Origin of the sequence: Polynucleobacter sp. IMCC30063 (assembly GCF_021395235.1) — a bacterium.
In the GTDB taxonomy this organism is placed as follows: Bacteria; Pseudomonadota; Gammaproteobacteria; order Burkholderiales; family Burkholderiaceae; genus Polynucleobacter.
In genome coordinates this window covers 378,170-396,202 of sequence record NZ_JAJVCQ010000001.1, presented here as the reverse complement: position 1 = coordinate 396,202, position 18,033 = coordinate 378,170, and the positions used below count along the sequence as shown (strand labels likewise).

Below are 18,033 nucleotides of genomic sequence, written 5' to 3'. Positions count from 1 at the left end.
ATGCATGCCCTAATAAAAGCCCAAGCACGCCTCGCAGAGCTTGATCAAAACCTCCTCAAGCGCAGCTTGCGTACTACAAGCTCGCCATGCACCCCCCATCCCACAGTAGATGGGCGGCCGCTGAAGGCATTTTGCAGTAACGATTATTTAGGGCTCGCCAACCATCCTGACTTAATCGCTGCCTTAGCAGCGGGCGCCAAAAAATATGGCGCCGGTAGTGGCGCTTCTCATTTAATTAGTGGTCACAGCATGGCTCATGCAAATTTAGAGGGTGCCTTAGCAAGTCTGCAAGCGCCTTTTATTCCTCACGCCCGTGCCTTGTTTTTTTGCACTGGGTACCTAGCCAACCTGAGTGCTATTACTGCTTTAGCTAGCTTAGAAAATGACTCTACGAGTAGCGCAACGACAATTTATTCTGGCAAGCTTAATCACGCTTCGCTCATTGATGGGGTGCGTTTAGCGGCAGCCCAAAGCAAAGCCAATACCGTGATTTTTGATCATCATGATCTACTCGACCTAGAGCACAAGTTAGCACGCGATACTGCTGCACTCAAACTGATCGTGACCGACGGGGTCTTTAGCATGGATGGCGACTTAGCTCCACTCACTGAGTTACTTGCCTTAGCTGAACGTCATGACGCACTACTGATTGTCGATGATGCTCATGGCTTTGGTGTATTAGGCGAAAACGGCTGCGGTATTTTAGAAGCGCTGCAACTCCATTCAGAACGACTTATTTATATTGGCACCCTCGGTAAAGCCGCCGGCATTAGTGGCGCCTTCATTTGTGGCGAAGCGACCTTAGTTGAATTTATTTTGCAAAAAGCCCGACCCTATATTTATAGCACGGCTACACCACCAGCGATCGCGCATGCATTGCTATGTAGTCTGCAGCTGATTACGTCTGCTGAAGGTAAACAGCGCCGTCAACAACTAGGGCAAATAATTGCAACGTGGCAAGCAGAAATGGTATTTTCGAGCTGGCAAAAAATGACTTCAACGACCGCCATTCAGCCGATTATTTTGGGTGAAAATAAAACGGCCTTGGCAGTGGCACAGCGCTTAACTGAGGCTGGTTATTGGATTCCTGCAATAAGGCCGCCAACCGTGCCGTCTGGTAGTGCGCGGCTGCGCGTCACATTTTCAGCAAGTCACACCATTGCAGAAGTGCGCGAATTGATCGACACCCTCAAGCAAATTGAATTAACAATACTGGCAAGCAATACTCAATAATATGAATCGTCATTACTTTGTTACTGGAACCGATACAGAGATAGGTAAAACACTCGTTGCTGGTGCGTTGATTTTGCTCTTGCGAGAACATTTTGCACGCGTCGCGGGTTTTAAACCCGTAGTAGCTGGAATGCAACGTAATGCCAATCATCAATTGATCAATGAAGATCTAGAAACACTCATGCTCGCCTCGGGTCTCGGGCTTCCCGCCACGCAGCTATGTGCATATCAACTTGAGCAAGCGGTTGCCCCGCATTTGGCTGCGGCACAAATCGGTATTGAACTGAAGTGCAATGTGATGCTCGCCGCCTATCAACAGTTAAGCCGACAAGTTGACGCGGTAATCGTTGAGGGTGCCGGTGGTTTTTTAGTGCCATTGAATGCTGAAATGAATTTGGCCGATCTTGTTGAGCTACTAGAAATACCCGTCATCCTGGTGGTGGGCATGCGGCTTGGCTGTCTTAACCACGCTTTACTCACTGTAGCGGCAATTGAGCAGCGCGGTCTTAAGCTGGCAGGCTGGGTTGCTAATGGCTTACATCCACAGATGCCCCTACTCGCAGAAAACCTTAGAAGCTTACAAGAGCGAATTTCCGCTCCTCTGTTGGGTGTAATTGACTACTTACCCCCTGAACTGCAAAAAAGCGGGAATACCCCTTATTCCTTATCCGCCTTAGAGTTTGCTAAAAAATCCCTCAAACTACCCTAATTTTGTCAAAAATTGAGCCGAAAAGAGCATCATCCTGCACTTTCAGCTAAGATGAAACTATGCAACTACTTCCCGAAATACTTGCTTCCGCCGCTGAAATTCAGGTCATTCGCCGTAATATTCATGCCTACCCTGAACTCCGTTTTGAAGAAAAGCTCACTGCTGATTTAGTGGCTGAGGCTCTATCAAGCTGGGGAATTCCGCTTGTTCGCGGCATGGGCAAAACTGGCGTGGTGGGCCGCTTAGATGGTGAGCTTGGGCCTGGAAAAATGATTGGTCTACGTGCCGATATGGATGCCTTACCACTTCAAGAACACAACACGTTTGCCCATGCCTCTCGCCACGTGGGCAAGATGCATGCTTGTGGCCATGATGGTCATACCGCGATGCTTTTGGGAGCAGCTCAATATTTATCGAATCATCGCGACTTTAAAGGCAGCGTGATTTTTATTTTTCAACCCGCTGAAGAAGGTGGTGGTGGTGCTCGTGAAATGATTAAAGATGGTCTCTTTAAACAATTTCCTTGTGATGCCGTTTTTGGTTTGCATAACTGGCCTGGTATTCCGGTTGGTGATTTTGGTGTCACGGCGGGACCGATGATGGCATCGAGTAATGCCTTTCAAATTACCGTTAAAGGTCGGGGAGGGCACGCTGCTTTGCCACACAATAGTGCCGATCCAGTCATTGCGGGCGTGAACGTGGTGCAAGCCCTACAAAGTATTATTACGCGTAATAAACGACCAGTAGACGCTGCGGTTTTATCGATCACCCAATTTCATGCGGGCGAAACCAGCAATGTCATTCCTGATAGCGCTTTTATTGGTGGCACGGTTCGCACCTTCACCCTAGAAGTACTTGATCTAATTGAAACCCGGCTGCGTGAAATTACCCATGGTGTTGCGGGCGCCTTCGATTGCACTGCCGAAATTGAATTTATCCGTAGCTATCCACCACTTATTAATCATCAAGAAGAAGTGGATTTTGCCGTCAGTGTTATCACCGATTTAGTTGGGGCGGGGCATGTCGATGCACAAATTGATCCGACCATGGGTGCGGAAGATTTTGCTTTTATGGTCTTAGAAAAACCCGGCTGCTATGTGTTTCTTGGTAATGGCGACGGTGATCACCGTGCGCTTGGGCATGGCATGGGACCGTGCCACTTACATAACCCTTCTTATGATTTTAACGATGCCCTGATTCCTATTGGAGTCAGTTATTGGGTTAAGCTTGCGCAACGGTTTTTGGCTTAGCGCGGCAACAATAGCCAGGCTCGGCCTGCTTGTTTCATCCGTCCGGCGAGCTCTCCTGCTGCCTCACCACTACCCCAATAATAATCAGCCCGCACTGCCCCCACAATAGCTGTGCCTGTGTCTTGCGCCATCACTAAGCGTTGCAGTGTTTGTGTGCTCGAGGGCCGAGTGGTTGACAAAAACACTGGGGCACCTAGCGGTAAAGAATATCGATCAACGGCAATACTGCGCTCTGTTGTCAATGGCACACCTAAGGCGCCAATGGGGCCAAGATCGGCAGCAACATTGCTCGGCAAAATTTTAAAGAATACAAAGCGTGGGTTGGCATTTAACATTTCTTCTACCCGCTGAGGGTTGTTACGCGCCCATTGTTGAATACCTTGCATCGTCGCTTCGCTACGCGTGATGTAGCCTTGATTTAATAACCACTGGGCAAATGATTTGAAGGGCTGATCATTAGTGCCAGCAAAACCTAAACGCAATACTTGACCATCATTTAAACGAATCTTGCCCGAACCTTGGATCTGCATAAATGCTGCAGCTACGGGATCTTGAACCCATACCAACTCGCTTCCAGTTAAATTATTGGCACTCATTAATTCAGCTCGCGTTGGTGCTGGATTGGGTTTGACCTTCTGCCAAGCTTTTGGATAGGCATATAAAGGCACAGTAAATAAAGAGGTGCGTTGACGCGAGCCATTCATCACGGGCTCGTAATAACCTGTTACCAAACCAGAATAATTGTTATTACTTAAAGCAAAGGTTTCATACGCTTGAAAATACGTCTCAAAATAACGTCTAATTGCCACCCCGTCTTCGGCTGAAATACCGATCACCCGCGCGCAGACTTCAGCCCACTGCACCTCACTTTTACGCTTACGTAAAGCCTCACAGCTTTTTAACCAAGCTGGCCATGCCTGGGTTAAATCATCCGTTTGCCACCCACTAATTTGCTGCCAATCAACCGGTTTAAAACCGGTGATCGCCGAGGTATATGGGGCATTTCTCAAGCTAGTACTTGTGCTGCTATTAGCGGGTGCCTGGCTAATTGCAGTTCGCGTGGGCGGCATTGCACAAGACGTTAGTAATAAGATGCTGGTACAAGCTAAGATACTCAGGAAACGGGAAACTACCATGCTAGCTAATTTATTTGATGCATACCCTTCTTTGCTATTTGTGCTCGAGGCATTGCTTGCCCTAGGCCTTTTGTTATTCATTGTTTTTTGGACCGGCTCGGGGCGCAAAGACTAGGCCCCAACTTAATGCAAAGTTCTGGGCATCACTAGCGCAAATTCAGGAATAGGCGCCTGAAAAAACTGGGCTTCCTCGGTAACGCAGAAATACTCGCCCCGCATGGTGCCTGCGGGGGTCGGCAAAGTAGCCCAACTGGTGTACTCAAACTGTTCGCCAGCCCGTAACAGGGGTTGCTGGCCCACCACACCCAAGCCCCGTACTTCCTGAACATCGCTATCACCGTCGGTAATAAACCAATGGCGGGCAATCAGTTGCACACTGGTTTGGCCGCTATTACGAATCGTAATGGTATAGGCAAAGGCAAATTGCCGATTATCTGGGTCAGACTGTTCTGGCAAATACTGGGTTCGTACCGTAATACTGATTTCATGAGTCTTCATGCACGAATTCTGCTCTATCCTTGAGCCAACTGCAAGCTAGAATCTAGGGATGGCTAGTCAAAATACCCCTCTCATCATTGCCCCATCCATTTTATCGGCCGATTTTGCCTGCCTTGGCGCCGAGATTCAGGCGGTTTTAAAGGCTGGGGCTGACTGGATTCACTTTGATGTAATGGACAATCACTTTGTGCCCAATCTCACTATTGGCCCCTTAGTTTGTGAGGCTATTCGTTCCCATGTCCACAAAGATGGGCGGCCTGCCATGATTGATGTGCACCTCATGATTGAGCCGGTGGATCGCATTATTCCCGACTTTGCTAACGCGGGCGCTGATCTCATTAGCTTTCATCCAGAAGCCAGTAAAGATGTGGCAAAAACCTTGCAATTGATTCAGGCTAATGGCTGTCAAGCTGGCTTAGTACTAAATCCAGCAACTCCAATTGAAGGGCTCTTGCCACACCTAGGGCAAATTGACTTGGTGTTACTCATGTCGGTTAATCCGGGTTTTGGTGGTCAGGCATTTATTCCCAGTACACTAGAAAAAATTAGTCGCGTGCGGCAGTTGCTGAACCGCCATTTCGCAGAAACTGCTAAAGATATTCGGCTTGAAGTAGATGGTGGTATCAAAGTCGATAACATTGGGGCAATTGCGGCAGCCGGTGCCAATACCTTTGTCGCTGGTTCAGCTATTTTTGGTAACGCAAACTACAGCGAGATTATTGCGGCAATGCGGCACGAATGTGCACAAGCGCTAGGTCAGACGTAATGCAAAAAGCAGAATTTTTAGCCTTGGCGCAAGCGGGGTTTAATCGTATTCCAGTGATTCACGAGGTGTTAGCCGATTTAGAGACGCCCGTATCCCTGTATCTCAAACTAACACAAGCTGGTGGCCAAAAAAATTCCTATCTCTTAGAGTCCGTCATTGGTGGCGAACGGTTTGGGCGCTTTTCTTTTATCGGTATGCCCGCTAAAACCTTACTTAAAACAGGTGGGACTCCGCAAAACCCGGTGACACAAATTATCACCAATGACGTCGTGGTTGAAACTAATTACGATAACCCCTTAGATTTTATCGATACCTATTTCAAGCGCTTTAAGGTTGCCTTGAAGCCCGGTTTACCGCGATTTTGTGGAGGCTTAGCGGGTTATTTTTCTTACGATACGGTTCGCTACATTGAGCCCCGCTTAGCGCAACACCACTTACCAGATGAATTGGGCTTACCGGATATTCAATTATTACTTACTGAAGAATTAGCCGTTATCGATAATGTACTCGGGCGAATCTATCTCATTGTTTATGCTGATCCCGCCGAAACTGATGCTCTGGATCGAGCGCAAAATCGCTTACATGAACTACGCGCGCTTCTCGATAAACCCATTACGCTGCAGCCCTCAGCACCAAGCCAGAAAACTGAATTACTACGCAAATTCAAACAAGCTGATTTTGAGGCGGCAATTAGTAAAACGAAAGAGTACATATTAGCGGGTGACTGCATGCAAGTGGTAATTGGCCAACGTATTAGTAAGCCGTTTACTAATTCGCCGCTTGAGTTGTACCGTGCACTGCGTTCATTGAATCCTTCTCCTTATATGTATTTTTATGATTTCGGCGACTTTCAAGTAGTCGGCTCATCTCCCGAAATTCTGGTTCGCCAAGAACCTCGAGACACCCAAAAAATAGTGACCATTCGTCCTTTAGCTGGAACCCGACCACGCGGGGCGACGCCCGCAGAAGATGAGCGATTGGCGCGTGAGCTTTTAGCTGATCCCAAAGAAATTGCTGAACATGTCATGCTCATCGATTTAGCGCGTAATGATGTTGGACGCATTGCGCAAACCGGCACTGTTAAAGTTACTGAATCCATGGTGATTGAAAAATATTCCCATGTACAGCATATTGTTAGCTCAGTCGAAGGCGCATTAAAAGAAGGGATGAGCAATATGGATGTTCTCCGCGCCACTTTTCCTGCTGGCACTTTGTCGGGCGCCCCTAAAATTCGGGCAATGGAAATTATTGATGAAATGGAAATAGTAAAGCGTGGTGTATATGGTGGCGCGGTTGGTTATCTGTCGTTTACAGGGGATATGGATGTGGCGATTGCCATTCGTACCGGCATTATTCGTAATGGCGTTTTGCATTCTCAGGCGGGAGCTGGAGTTGTGGCCGATTCAGATCCAAACTCTGAATGGCGCGAAACCGAAGCCAAAGCGCGAGCTGTATTAATGGCTGCTGATTTAGTGCAAGGGGGTCTCAATGCTCTTGATGATTGATAATTACGATTCATTTACCTATAACCTAGTGCAATACTTTGCTGAATTGGGTGAAGAGGTGAGGGTTGTGCGTAACGATGAAATTAGTGTGGCTGATATCGCGCAAACTGGCGCAAAGCAGATTTGTATTTCTCCTGGGCCTTGTAGTCCTACTGAAGCAGGTATTTCAGTCGCGACCATTCAAGCCTATGCAGGCAAAATTCCAATTCTAGGTGTCTGTCTTGGTCATCAAGCCATTGGTGAAGCATTTGGGGGCAAGGTGATTCGCGCACAAAAAGTGATGCATGGCAAAACCGACCTAATTCAACATACGGGTGTTGGCGTCTTTAGCGATTTACCGAATCCATTTACTGTGACGCGCTATCACTCGCTAGCGATTGAACGCAGTAGCCTACCTGCTTGCTTAGAAATTACCGCCACTTCAGCCGATGGCGAAATTATGGGAGTAAGGCATCGTGATTATTTAATTGAGGGCGTGCAATTTCATCCGGAAGCCATTTTGTCGGAGCAAGGCCATGCCTTATTAAAAAACTTTTTGCGGCTTAGCGCTTAACTTATTATTAGCCCTGATGAATTCTTCAATCACCCCACCACAGGCCATCCAGCGCTGCCTTGACCAGCGCGAGCTGAGTCATGACGAAATGCTGGCAATGATGCGCTTAATTATGGGTGGCGCGCTTTCACCAGTGCTTACCGCAGGCTTCTTAATTGCCTTACGCGCCAAACAAGAAACGGTGGGAGAAATTACTGCAGCTGCCCAAGTCATGCGCGAATTTGTTACGCCAGTGACGGTTGCCCATGCAGATCATTTAGTGGATGTAGTGGGCACCGGCGGCGATGGCGCACAAACTTTTAATATTTCTACAGCCGCTATGTTTGTAGCTGCTGCCGCTGGGGCAAAAATTGCTAAACATGGTAACCGTAGTGTCAGTAGTAAGTCAGGAAGCGCTGATGTTCTCGAAGCCCTTGGGGTTAATTTACAACTCTCGCCGACGCAAGTTGCGCAATGTATTGAAAAAATAGGCGCTGGCTTTATGTTTGCCCCCAATCACCATCCGGCCATGAAAAATGTGGGTCCGGTGAGAAAAGAACTGGGTGTGCGCACGATTTTTAATATTTTAGGTCCGCTCACTAATCCTGCCAATGCAAAACATATGCTGATGGGCGTCTTTCGTCCCGAATTAGTTGGCATTCAAACTCGGGTCTTACAAAACCTTGGCATGAAACATGCATTAGTGGTTTATGGTCGCGACGGCTTAGATGAAATTTCATTACAAGAGCCAACCCTAATTGGCGAATTAAAAGATGGTCATGTACACGAGTACGAAATTAATCCGCTCGATTTTGGTATAAAACTAAGCCCTACAAACGCCTTTCAAGTTGCCAACGCAGCAGAATCGAAAGCGATCATTTTGGGTGTTTTAAACCCCGCTGCTAGCGCTGCTTTTGATGCTGCGCGCGAAATTGTTTGTCTTAATGCTGGCGCTACACTTTATGCAGCAGACTGTGTCCCCGATATCGCCAGCGGTTTTATCTTGGCGAAAGAAATGATTGCTACTGGGGCAGCACAAAGTAAGCTGGCTGCTTTTGTGGCTGCCACTCAAAACACGAATTAAGTTTTAGTTCAATTTATTATGAGCGATATTCTCACTACGATTGTGGCCACCAAACGCCAAGAAGTCCTTGCTGCGCAAGCGCTTGTTGCGTTTGCCCAATTGCGCTCTCAAGTCGAACGCCAGCAAAGTAATTCCGACTTTCAACCCCGCGGATTTGCTCAAGCAATTGAACGCTCAATTTTGACTGAAGGTTCTGCTGTCATTGCTGAAATAAAAAAAGCTAGTCCAAGTAAAGGTGTACTGCGCGAAAATTTTGACCCTAGTGCTATTGCCAAATCGTATGCAGAACATGGCGCCGCTTGTTTATCAGTATTAACTGATGTGAATTATTTTCAGGGTTGTTCTGCTTATCTTGAGGCGGCACGAGCTGCCTGTAAGCTGCCAGTCTTACGTAAAGATTTCACCATTGACGTTTATCAAGTCTATGAAGCAAGAGCAATGGGTGCGGATGCTATTTTACTAATTGTGGCTGCGCTTGATCTCAAGCAAATGCAAGATTTAGAAGCTTGCGCCCTCGCTTTGGGCCTCGATGTCTTAGTTGAAGTACATAACAGAGAAGAGCTCGATTTAGCTTTACAACTAAAAACGCCCTTGCTAGGAATTAATAATCGCAACTTAAAAACATTTAATGTGTCTTTGCAAACTACACTCGATTTACTACCTCAAATTCCTAGCGACAAGCGCATTGTGACCGAGTCGGGAATTTTACAGCGCTGTGATGTAGAGCTGATGAGAGCCAATCGAGTGAACGCGTTTCTGGTTGGCGAGGCTTTTATGCGAGCGCCCGAGCCTGGGCTTGCGCTAAGCCAAATCTTTGCTTAAACGTTAAACAAAAAATTCAATACATCACCATCTTTGACGACATACTCCTTACCTTCTGCGCGCATTTTACCGGCCTCTTTTGCACCAGCTTCGCCTTTGTATTGAATAAAATCGGTAAATGAAATTGTTTGGGCACGAATAAAGCCGCGCTCAAAATCCGTATGAATGACACCTGCCGCTTGTGGGGCTGTGGCACCCACAGCAATTGTCCAAGCGCGCACCTCTTTCACGCCTGCAGTGAAGTAGGTTTGCAAACCCAGTAAAGAATAGGCGGCACGAATAACTCGATCTAAACCTGGCTCAGTCATCCCTAAATCAGTCAAAAATTCAGTTTTATCTGCTTCATCTAAATCGGCAATTTCAGCCTCGATTGCTGCGCAAACTGCCACTACTGGCGCGCCCTCTTTAGCGGCATGATTTTTAACGGCATCTAAATAAGGATTATTTTCAAAGCCATTTTCCTTCACGTTAGCAACATACATCGTTGGCTTAGCGGTGATTAAACATAGGGGTTTTAAAAGGGCCTTTTCATCTTCGCTGAATGCCAAGCTACGCACTGGTTTAGCCAAATCGAGTTGCGCCTGCACTTTAGTCAAAACTGCCACTAAAGCAGCCGCCTCTTTATCATTGCCAGATTTTGCAGCTTTACTTGAGCGATTAAGGACTTTTTCTACCGTTGCCAAGTCGGACAAGGCTAATTCGGTATCGATCACCTCGATATCGGAAATCGGATCGATCTTGCCCGCCACGTGAACCACATTGGCATCGTCAAAACAACGCACGACATGGGTAATGGCATCGGTTTCGCGAATATTTGCTAGAAATTGATTGCCCAAGCCCTCGCCTTTTGAGGCCCCAGCAACGAGACCGGCAATATCCACAAATTCCACCACTGCCGGCAGAATGCGTTCTGGTACAACTATTGCTGCCAAGCCTTGTAAGCGGGTATCGGGCACCTCCACAATGCCCACATTGGGCTCGATAGTGCAAAAAGGATAATTCTCTGCCGCAATACCAGCTTTGGTAAGGGCATTAAATAAGGTTGATTTGCCGACATTAGGCAGGCCGACGATGCCACATTTTAAAGACATAGGGCTATTGTAAAGGGGCTTTTTCGCTATCATCAGTACATGAGCTCATTACCGCCCTCTTTTAAACCACGTCAATTTGATATTGCAGTGGTTGGTGCTGGGCTGATCGGTAAAGTAAGCGCCCTTGGATTGGCCCAGCTGGGGCTCTCTACTGTGCACATTGCACCCACTCTCTCTCAACTCAGCACCACCCCAGCAGCAGGCCAATGGAGTCAACGAATTTATGCCTTTTCTTCCAGCTCCCAAGCCCTCCTGAAAAAAATCCAAGTATGGGACGCGCTTGATTTAAGCCGTTTTCAAGTCGTGCGGGATATGCGTATCTTTGGTGATCGCAATGGCCCCCAAGATCAATTGCATTTTTCAGCCTTTGAAGCTGGTACAGCGCAACTCGCTTGGATCGGTGAGGCAAACTTAATTGAGCAAACCTTAGACCAGGCTAGCCGTTTTCAAAACAAACTTGAACGGCTCGATGCTACCGTCACCGAACTTGCATTTACAGAGACCGAAGCTAAATTGACCCTCGATAATCAAGTGGAAATTCGGGCCAAACTGGTAATTGGCGCAGACGGTGCCCGCTCGAACATCCGCGAATTTGCTGGCATTACTGTCGAGCAGAATAATTACCAACAAAGCGCTGTAGTGGCAAATTGGTTCTGCGAATTGCCTCATCTAGAAACCGCCTATCAATGGTTTCTAAGCGATGGCGACATTCTGGCCATGTTGCCGCTACCTGATCAGCAAGTGTCCATGGTATGGTCTACCTCGCCTGAAAATGCCAATACCTTGTTAAAGTTCAATGAGGGTGAATGGCAGGTGCGCTTTGCTGAATTAGCTCAGGGCGCGGTGCATGCCACCCTAGGAAACCTGCGTCTCAATTCTGCACCGGCAGCCTTCCCTTTAAGTAAAATTCGGGCCAAGCAACTCATTGGACCTGCGCATAATCCCCAAGTTATTTTAGTCGGCGATGCCGCCCATGTGATGCACCCCTTAGCAGGGCAGGGACTTAACCTAGGCTTACGCGATGTGGCAACCGTCTTACGGGTACTAGAAAAAAGGGAGTCTTTTCGCCAAATAAATGACCGCATGTTGTTGCGTCGCTATGAACGCGAGCGTCAGGGCGATACTAGTGCCCTACTTTGGGTTACTGATCGCCTAAAAAAATTATTTGCTGCGCAAAGCACTTTCGAGCAGGGCTTACGGAATTGGGGCCTTGGTTTAGTTAATCAGAGCCATTTATTGAAACGCCGTTTAATTCATCAGGCATTAGGAGAAAATCATTTTGAATAGAATTATTACTTCACAATTTCTAGCTACTTTTTTTTATCCTCTATTGCTCTTGCTATCAATTTCCCAAGTAAACGCGCAAAGTACTCCCGTTAAGGCGCCTGCGCCAGTAGTTAGTGCAACTCCAAGTGTCGTTATCACTCCAGGTAACGTCGAACGCACAATTAAAACTGAATTACAAAAAAAATTGGGCACCTCTGCCAATGTGAAAGGGGTGATCCCGAGCCCAGTAAGCGGTATCTATGAAGTTCAGGTGGGTAATGAAATTGTCTATACCGATGCCAACGCAAAATACTTGATTCAGGGTAATTTGATTGACTTAGTCAGCGGTAAAAATTTAACTGAAATACGGCAGTCCGATTTAAACCGCATTCGCTGGGCCGATCTTTTACCGAGCAATGCCTTAAAGGATGTGCGGGGCAATGGCAGTAGGCAATTAGCGATTTTTGCCGACCCTAATTGTGGCTACTGTAAGCGTCTTGAGAAAGCCCTGCAACCCCTTGATAACATCACCATCTATACCTACCTAGTACCCATTCTCTCACCTGACTCGGCCCAAAAATCAAAACAAATTTGGTGCTCGACCGATCCCTTGAAAACTTGGCACGACTGGATGATTAACGGTATTGCACCAACGGGTAAAGCAGATTGTGCGACGCCAATTGAAAAAAACCAAGCATTGGCAAAAACCTATTCGGTTACCGGCACACCGACACTATTTTTTACCGACGGTAGTCGTATTCCTGGTGCAGCCCAAGTAAGTGATATAGAGAAAAAATTAGCCTCCTTAAAATAAGTCAACTCTGCGCAACCATGTCGACCTCAACTCTATCCCCGACTTTAAATGCCGATGAACCCTTTGTAATTCAATACACCATTTGGCCTGCTGATTTAGTCGGGCATCGCTTTCAAGTCAATTTATGTATTCTCAAACCCCATGCCGATGGGCAAATTTTGCAAATGCCCACCTGGATTCCAGGTAGCTATTTAATCCGCGATTTTAGTAAACAAATCGAAACGCTAACCGCTTTTGCTCGCATTGGATCTAAGCTTAAGCCACTGAAATTAACTCGACTTGATAATGATCGTTGGCAATTACCCCCAGTAGATGGAGCAGTAGAAGTGAATGCCACCATTTACGCCTTTGATCCCTCAGTACGTACTGCTTACTTAGATCAGGAGCGGGGGTTTTTTAATGCAAGCAGTCTCTGCTTGGCAGTAAACGGTCAAACTGATTTACCTTGTTCGCTCATCCTAGTGCCTCCGCAACACAATCTCAAGCAAGCAAATGAGTGGCAGGTACAAACCACTTTAACGAGCGCCAAAGTAGATACACAGGGATTTGGTTTTTATTTGGCTCGAAACTATGATGATTTATTAGATCATCCCGTTGCCTTAGGCCAATTTCAGCTAGTCCACTGGCGCTCAGGTGGTGTAAGGCACACTATGGCCATTCAGGGCTGCCGACTAGCAATTGATGCCAAGCGCCTTGGCAATGACCTACAAGCTATCTGCACTACTGCAATTCATTTCTTTGAGCCTAAAACCCAAAAGCCCCCGTTCACCAATTACACGTTTTTGGTGAACGCAGTACTTGCTGGCTACGGTGGGCTTGAACATCGCAATAGCTCGGCCTTGTTATGTCGACGTGAGCAAATTCCCCAAATTAATGCTGTGCTTGATGAATCTGCCTACCGCGAATTTTTGGGCTTATGTAGTCATGAGTATTTTCATGCTTGGCTGGTTAAGCGTATCCAAGCAAAAGTATTTCAACCGTATCGGCTCGATCAGCGCACGCATACGCGCTTGCTCTGGCTCTTCGAAGGCTTTACGAGTTATTACGATGACTTACTCTTATTGCGCAGTAAGCGCATGACGCTTAAAACCTATTTAGAGTGTGTGGCAAATAACTGGAATAGTGTGTTACGCGGCTCAGGACGGCACAAGCAAAGTCTAGCCGACAGCTCTTTTGACGCTTGGACAAAATTTTATCAAAGCGATGAAAATACCTCTAATGCCGTAGTCAGTTATTACGCTAAAGGCGCAATGCTCGCCTTGGGTCTTGATTTGCTTATCCGCCACTTTTCGCAGCAACGTAAATCATTAGATGATGCCATGCGCCTACTTTGGAAATGGCATGGCCGCACTCAAAAAGGCCTTCCTGAAGAAGGACTAGATGCAATTATGTTAGTGCTCTTGGGGCCAGAATTTGCTAAACCTTGGAAAGATTTTAAAGCGCGCTATATCAACGGTACCGAAGATATTCCTTTAGAAGAATGGTTTGACCCCCAAATTATTCGTGTCAAACTCAAAACCCTTGCTCATATTGAGCAACTTAAGCTCGATTTTGGCTTTCGTTTTATTGAGGCACAAGGCTGGCTCAAAATTACCCATGTATTTGATTCTGGCTTTGCCCAAATAGCAGGACTAGCTCCACACGATTTACTCATTAGCATTAATGAGCAGCGTGTCACTGTTGCGCGCTGGAATAGCGTACTGAATCAACTCAAACTTGGTGAACGCATTCGGATCCGCTACTTCCGTCAAGACCTGGAACACGAGACTCGGCTGCAATTAAAAATACTCGAGCCTATCGCTCAATACCAATTGCTGCCGAGCAATGAGAAATTTAACTGACGCGATACCTTTGTCGTGGCGTGAATTATTGCGGGATTATTTGCAGTCAGCGGCTTGGCATGAGTTACAGTCTCGCCTGCAAGCCGAAATTAGGTTGTATCCCCAAGCCATTTGTCCGCCGCCTGAATTTTTTTTTAAAGCGCTTGAACTGACTGCGGTAGATCAAGTAAAAGTGGTCATTCTCGGTCAAGACCCTTATCACTCCCCTGGCTTAGCCCAAGGACTAGCCTTCTCAATTCCTGCAGATATTGCCATTCATTCCAAACAGTTTCCCAGCTCCTTACGTAATATTAGTAAAGCGCTGGCTCTTGAAGGGCTTGGTTTACTCAAACATGGTGACCTTAGTCATTGGGCTAAACAAGGTGTGCTGCTTCTCAATACGGCTTTAAGTGTGCGTCTGGGTAAACCAACTAGCCATACCCATTTGGGTTGGGGCAGCCTGATTGATCACCTTATTCTCCAGCTAGCAAGGCAACGCCCCAACTTAGTCTGGCTTTTGTGGGGAGGGCATGCGCAAGCTAAATTACCGCTCATTGAGCGCTCTGAAACGGGCATACAGCCCTTGATTTTGCAAGCCTCTCACCCCTCAGGCTTGGGGGTTTATAAAACTAAAAAACCTTTTTTAGAAGCCGGTAATACCGGTAGTTGCCGGCACTTTATACAAAGTAACCAATGGCTGCAGAAATTAGGGAAAGCCGAAATTAGCTGGGCTAGCGGGTAAAACTGGTGTAAATTGCCGCCACCATCCAAGCGGCCAAAATGGCAATGAACCATTCGAGCATTTGACCTGGCTTTACAAGGGCTCCCATTAAGGCCAAAAATGAACCTCCCCAGGCCCCAATAAAACCTGCGCCGATCGCGCCAATAATGCCTTTTATGCGCCCTCCCCCCCTATTCGAGGGCGTTTTTCGTGCAGGATAAAAGTACCAGGCTGACCAGCCTACAGCACCCCCAAGCAACAGAAAAGCTAAAAACCCCATCACTATCCCCATTAACAACGCCATCATATCTATAATCACCAGCATGAAGCTGCTGACACTAGGCATCAATCATCACACAGCGCCAGTGGCAGTTCGGGAAAAGGTGGCTTTTGATCCTGAATCTCTCCAAGATGCGCTGCATGATTTACGCTCGCACCTTAGCAGCGTAAATAGCACTCACCTGCCCGAAGCAACCATTTTATCGACTTGTAACCGTACCGAGTTGTACTGCGCTGCGAATGATGCTAAGTCTGAAGTTTTATTGCACGCGGCTACATTCGATTGGCTGGCTAAAAGCCAAAAATTGGCGCCCAGTACTTTAGAACCCCACCTCTATTCATTGCCACAATCAGATGCTGTAAGGCATGCTTTTCGGGTAGCGTGCGGGCTGGATTCAATGGTGATTGGGGAAACCCAAATTTTGGGGCAAATGAAAGACGCTGTACGCACAGCTAATGAAGCTGGCACCCTAGGCACCTATCTTAATCAACTGTTTCAAAAAACCTTTGCAGTTGCCAAAGAAGTGCGCGGCTCAACCGAAATTGGTGCACATTCCATTTCAATGGCTGCAGCCTCAGTTCGTTTGGCCGAACGTATTTTTGAAAAACTAGCTGAGCAGAAAATTTTATTTATTGGCGCAGGGGAAATGATTTCACTTTGCGCCACCCATTTTGTGGCTCGTCAACCGGCTCTTGCTGCCGTTGCTAATCGCACTCTTGAGCGTGGTCAAGAGTTAGCCGATGCGATTTCTGCTCAGGGCATTCCAGCAGAAACCTTACGTCTCTCTGAGTTACCGAGTCGGCTGCATGAATTTGACATTATTGTTTCCAGCACCGCTAGCACCCTGCCGATTATTGGTTTGGGAATGGTCGAAAGTGCGCTCAAACTCCGTCGACGGAAGCCAATGGTGATGATTGATTTGGCAGTGCCACGTGATTTTGAACCAGAAATTACGCGCTTAAACGATATCTATTTATATACCGTTGATGACCTTGGTGCAATGATTCAAACGGGCGCCTCGCTCCGCTTGGCGGCGGTTGATCAAGCTGAAGCGATCATTACTGATCGAGTGGGTAATTTTATGCATTGGCTACAAGGCCGTGATGCCGTGCCTTTAATCCAAGATATTCAGCAGCGCGGCGAGCATCTCCGGCAAATTGAGCTAGAGCGAGCGATGAAGCGCTTAATGCGCGGCGATGATCCACTTGAGGTTTTAAATCTCATGGCACAAGGCTTAACCAATAAATTTCTACATGGTTCCTTACACGCCTTACAGCATGCTAATGGCGCAGAACGGGATGCCTTAATTAAACTCTTACCCAAGCTATTTATTACGCAAACTGGTGTCCATGGCACCGATCATTCTTCAGACCCTATTAGCGCTTCCAAACCCGCCAAGCCAGAGCATTAAATGAAACCCAGCATGCGGGCCAAGCTGGTGCATCTTGATACCCGTTTGGCTGAGCTTAACTCTCTCTTAACTTCATCAGAGTCAACCAAGGATATGGACTCGTATCGCAGGTTGACACGAGAACATGCAGAAATTGCTACTGTGGTTGAGCAATTTGGCTTTTATCGCCAAGCCGAAGCAAATTTAGCGGCTGCTGAAGAGATGCGGAGCGACCCTGAAATGAAAAATTTTGCCGATGAAGAGCAAAAACAAGCTAGCAATCAAATGCTTGAGCTTGAAGCTAGCTTACAAACCTTGCTTTTGCCCAAAGATGAAAATGATGAACGCAATGTCTTTCTAGAAATTCGTGCTGGAACTGGCGGCGATGAAAGTGCGCTATTTGCCAATGATTTATTACGGATGTATACCCGTTTCGCTGAGCGACAAGGTTGGAAAGTGGAAATCGTGAGTGCTGCTGAATCTGCTTTAGGGGGTTACAAAGAAGTAGTCTTGCGCTTAATTGGTCAATCGGTCTATGCGCGCATGAAATTTGAATCGGGTGGACACCGGGTGCAACGCGTGCCACAAACAGAAACTCAAGGACGGATTCATACGTCCGCTTGTACGGTTGCGGTCATGCCTGAGGCCGATGAAATTGAGGCGGTAAAAATCAATCCGGCTGACTTACGCATCGATACCTTTCGTGCCTCTGGTGCGGGGGGACAGCATATTAATAAAACCGATTCAGCCGTGCGTATTACTCATCTTCCGACTGGCATTGTGGTGGAGTGCCAAGACGATCGAAGCCAGCACCGCAATAAAGATCAGGCCATGAAAGTACTGGTTGCACGCATTATGGATGCCCGCCACCGTGAACACCATCAACAGGAAGCGCAAACCCGTAAATCGCTAATTGGTTCAGGCGATCGTAGCGATCGAATTCGGACTTATAACTTTCCACAAGGACGCATTACCGACCACCGTATTAATCTCACCTTATACAAAATTGAAGCCATGATGGATGGTGATTTAGGTGATCTGATGAATGCGCTAGCGGCCGAACATCAGGCTGAACTTTTAGCTGCCCTTGGCGATACTTAAGTCGCCGTTAACAAC

19 protein-coding genes are annotated in these 18,033 nt (G+C 47.2%); 15 read left to right on the top strand and 4 right to left on the bottom strand.

Going from position 1 to position 18,033, the window contains the following annotated elements:
* The 3 genes from bioF to LZG75_RS02155 are packed head-to-tail and all read left to right on the top strand — an operon-like array spanning window position 1 to window position 3,192.
* Complete coding sequence (gene bioF, locus LZG75_RS02165; protein WP_233923386.1) at window positions 1–1,233, top strand: 8-amino-7-oxononanoate synthase; 1,233 nt, start codon at window positions 1–3, stop codon at window positions 1,231–1,233.
* Window position 1,234: 1 nt separating this feature from the next.
* A complete protein-coding gene (bioD, locus tag LZG75_RS02160) occupies window positions 1,235–1,942 on the top strand; it encodes a dethiobiotin synthase (RefSeq protein WP_233934878.1) in 708 nt (235 codons plus the stop codon).
* A 59-nt stretch (window positions 1,943–2,001) separates the two neighbouring features.
* A complete protein-coding gene (locus tag LZG75_RS02155) occupies window positions 2,002–3,192 on the top strand; it encodes a M20 aminoacylase family protein (protein WP_233923199.1) in 1,191 nt (396 codons plus the stop codon).
* Here the strand turns inward: LZG75_RS02155 and LZG75_RS02150 are convergent.
* A complete protein-coding gene (locus LZG75_RS02150; protein WP_233934877.1) occupies window positions 3,189–4,202 on the bottom strand; it encodes a murein transglycosylase A in 1,014 nt (337 codons plus the stop codon). The genes LZG75_RS02155 and LZG75_RS02150 overlap by 4 nt on opposite strands.
* Window positions 4,203–4,212: 10 nt before the next feature.
* Here LZG75_RS02150 and LZG75_RS02145 point away from each other — a divergent pair, with 10 nt between their 5' ends.
* Window positions 4,213–4,443, top strand: a complete 231-nt coding sequence (locus tag LZG75_RS02145) for a hypothetical protein (protein WP_233935759.1) — start codon at window positions 4,213–4,215, stop codon at window positions 4,441–4,443.
* 8 nt (window positions 4,444–4,451) lie between these two features.
* Here LZG75_RS02145 and apaG read toward each other — a convergent pair whose 3' ends face one another.
* Window positions 4,452–4,826, bottom strand: a complete 375-nt coding sequence (gene apaG / locus LZG75_RS02140; RefSeq protein WP_233923201.1) for a Co2+/Mg2+ efflux protein ApaG — start codon at window positions 4,824–4,826, stop codon at window positions 4,452–4,454.
* A gap of 49 nt (window positions 4,827–4,875) precedes the next feature.
* Between apaG and rpe the strand changes: the two genes are divergently transcribed.
* From rpe to trpC, 5 genes are read left to right on the top strand one after another with little or no spacing between them, the layout of a single operon-like run.
* On the top strand, window positions 4,876–5,592 hold the full coding sequence (gene rpe / locus LZG75_RS02135) for a ribulose-phosphate 3-epimerase (protein WP_233923202.1): 717 nt from the start codon (window positions 4,876–4,878) through the stop codon (window positions 5,590–5,592).
* Window positions 5,592–7,097 (top strand): anthranilate synthase component I, encoded by a 1,506-nt coding sequence (trpE, locus tag LZG75_RS02130; protein WP_233923203.1) that lies wholly within the window; start codon window positions 5,592–5,594, stop codon window positions 7,095–7,097. The genes rpe and trpE overlap by 1 nt, the downstream gene beginning before the upstream one ends.
* Window positions 7,081–7,650, top strand: coding sequence for an aminodeoxychorismate/anthranilate synthase component II (locus tag LZG75_RS02125; protein ID WP_233934876.1), 570 nt, complete (start codon window positions 7,081–7,083; stop codon window positions 7,648–7,650). Before trpE ends, LZG75_RS02125 begins: the two co-directional genes overlap by 17 nt.
* 16 nt (window positions 7,651–7,666) lie before the next feature.
* On the top strand, window positions 7,667–8,713 hold the full coding sequence (trpD, locus tag LZG75_RS02120) for an anthranilate phosphoribosyltransferase (RefSeq protein WP_233934875.1): 1,047 nt from the start codon (window positions 7,667–7,669) through the stop codon (window positions 8,711–8,713).
* An 18-nt stretch (window positions 8,714–8,731) separates the two neighbouring features.
* Window positions 8,732–9,535 (top strand): indole-3-glycerol phosphate synthase TrpC, encoded by an 804-nt coding sequence (trpC, locus tag LZG75_RS02115; protein ID WP_233923206.1) that lies wholly within the window; start codon window positions 8,732–8,734, stop codon window positions 9,533–9,535.
* Here trpC and ychF read toward each other — a convergent pair.
* Window positions 9,532–10,626: a redox-regulated ATPase YchF gene (gene ychF, locus LZG75_RS02110; RefSeq protein WP_233934874.1), complete on the bottom strand. Its 1,095-nt coding sequence runs from the start codon at window positions 10,624–10,626 to the stop codon at window positions 9,532–9,534. The two genes, trpC and ychF, sit on opposite strands and share 4 nt — an antisense overlap.
* Before the next feature lie 39 nt (window positions 10,627–10,665).
* Here ychF and LZG75_RS02105 point away from each other — a divergent pair, with 39 nt between their 5' ends.
* Genes LZG75_RS02105 through LZG75_RS02090 form a run of 4 tightly spaced genes read left to right on the top strand, consistent with a single transcriptional unit; the run spans window position 10,666 to window position 15,268 of the window.
* Entirely contained in the window at window positions 10,666–11,913 is a 1,248-nt protein-coding gene (locus LZG75_RS02105; RefSeq protein WP_233934873.1) for an FAD-dependent monooxygenase, read from the top strand.
* Window positions 11,906–12,706 carry a DsbC family protein gene (locus LZG75_RS02100; protein ID WP_233923209.1) on the top strand — a complete coding sequence of 267 codons (801 nt, stop codon included), beginning with the start codon at window positions 11,906–11,908 and terminating at the stop codon, window positions 12,704–12,706. The genes LZG75_RS02105 and LZG75_RS02100 overlap by 8 nt, the downstream gene beginning before the upstream one ends.
* 17 nt (window positions 12,707–12,723) lie before the next feature.
* Window positions 12,724–14,547, top strand: a complete 1,824-nt coding sequence (locus tag LZG75_RS02095; RefSeq protein ID WP_233934872.1) for a M61 family metallopeptidase — start codon at window positions 12,724–12,726, stop codon at window positions 14,545–14,547.
* Window positions 14,531–15,268, top strand: a complete 738-nt coding sequence (locus LZG75_RS02090; RefSeq protein WP_233934871.1) for a uracil-DNA glycosylase — start codon at window positions 14,531–14,533, stop codon at window positions 15,266–15,268. Before LZG75_RS02095 ends, LZG75_RS02090 begins: the two co-directional genes overlap by 17 nt.
* Here the strand turns inward: LZG75_RS02090 and LZG75_RS02085 are convergent.
* Entirely contained in the window at window positions 15,258–15,572 is a 315-nt protein-coding gene (locus LZG75_RS02085; protein WP_233934870.1) for a hypothetical protein, read from the bottom strand. The genes LZG75_RS02090 and LZG75_RS02085 overlap by 11 nt on opposite strands.
* Here LZG75_RS02085 and hemA point away from each other — a divergent pair.
* Both hemA and prfA read left to right on the top strand, forming a co-directional pair.
* On the top strand, window positions 15,571–16,938 hold the full coding sequence (gene hemA / locus LZG75_RS02080; protein ID WP_233934869.1) for a glutamyl-tRNA reductase: 1,368 nt from the start codon (window positions 15,571–15,573) through the stop codon (window positions 16,936–16,938). The two genes, LZG75_RS02085 and hemA, sit on opposite strands and share 2 nt — an antisense overlap.
* A complete protein-coding gene (gene prfA / locus LZG75_RS02075; RefSeq protein WP_233923214.1) occupies window positions 16,939–18,018 on the top strand; it encodes a peptide chain release factor 1 in 1,080 nt (359 codons plus the stop codon). It begins immediately after the preceding gene.
* Window positions 18,019–18,033: the final 15 nt, after the last annotated feature.

Coding starts and splice junctions, on each gene's coding strand:
- bioF (WP_233923386.1), top strand. CDS start 1: ATGCATGCCCTAATAAAAGCCCAAGCACGCCTCGCAGAGCTTGATCAA.
- bioD (WP_233934878.1), top strand. CDS start 1,235: ATGAATCGTCATTACTTTGTTACTGGAACCGATACAGAGATAGGTAAA.
- LZG75_RS02155 (WP_233923199.1), top strand. CDS start 2,002: ATGCAACTACTTCCCGAAATACTTGCTTCCGCCGCTGAAATTCAGGTC.
- apaG (WP_233923201.1), bottom strand. CDS start 4,826: ATGAAGACTCATGAAATCAGTATTACGGTACGAACCCAGTATTTGCCA.
- rpe (WP_233923202.1), top strand. CDS start 4,876: ATGGCTAGTCAAAATACCCCTCTCATCATTGCCCCATCCATTTTATCG.
- trpE (WP_233923203.1), top strand. CDS start 5,592: ATGCAAAAAGCAGAATTTTTAGCCTTGGCGCAAGCGGGGTTTAATCGT.
- LZG75_RS02125 (WP_233934876.1), top strand. CDS start 7,081: ATGCTCTTGATGATTGATAATTACGATTCATTTACCTATAACCTAGTG.
- trpD (WP_233934875.1), top strand. CDS start 7,667: ATGAATTCTTCAATCACCCCACCACAGGCCATCCAGCGCTGCCTTGAC.
- trpC (WP_233923206.1), top strand. CDS start 8,732: ATGAGCGATATTCTCACTACGATTGTGGCCACCAAACGCCAAGAAGTC.
- ychF (WP_233934874.1), bottom strand. CDS start 10,626: ATGTCTTTAAAATGTGGCATCGTCGGCCTGCCTAATGTCGGCAAATCA.
- LZG75_RS02105 (WP_233934873.1), top strand. CDS start 10,666: ATGAGCTCATTACCGCCCTCTTTTAAACCACGTCAATTTGATATTGCA.
- LZG75_RS02095 (WP_233934872.1), top strand. CDS start 12,724: ATGTCGACCTCAACTCTATCCCCGACTTTAAATGCCGATGAACCCTTT.
- LZG75_RS02090 (WP_233934871.1), top strand. CDS start 14,531: ATGAGAAATTTAACTGACGCGATACCTTTGTCGTGGCGTGAATTATTG.
- hemA (WP_233934869.1), top strand. CDS start 15,571: ATGAAGCTGCTGACACTAGGCATCAATCATCACACAGCGCCAGTGGCA.
- LZG75_RS02085 (WP_233934870.1), bottom strand. CDS start 15,572: ATGCTGGTGATTATAGATATGATGGCGTTGTTAATGGGGATAGTGATG.
- prfA (WP_233923214.1), top strand. CDS start 16,939: ATGAAACCCAGCATGCGGGCCAAGCTGGTGCATCTTGATACCCGTTTG.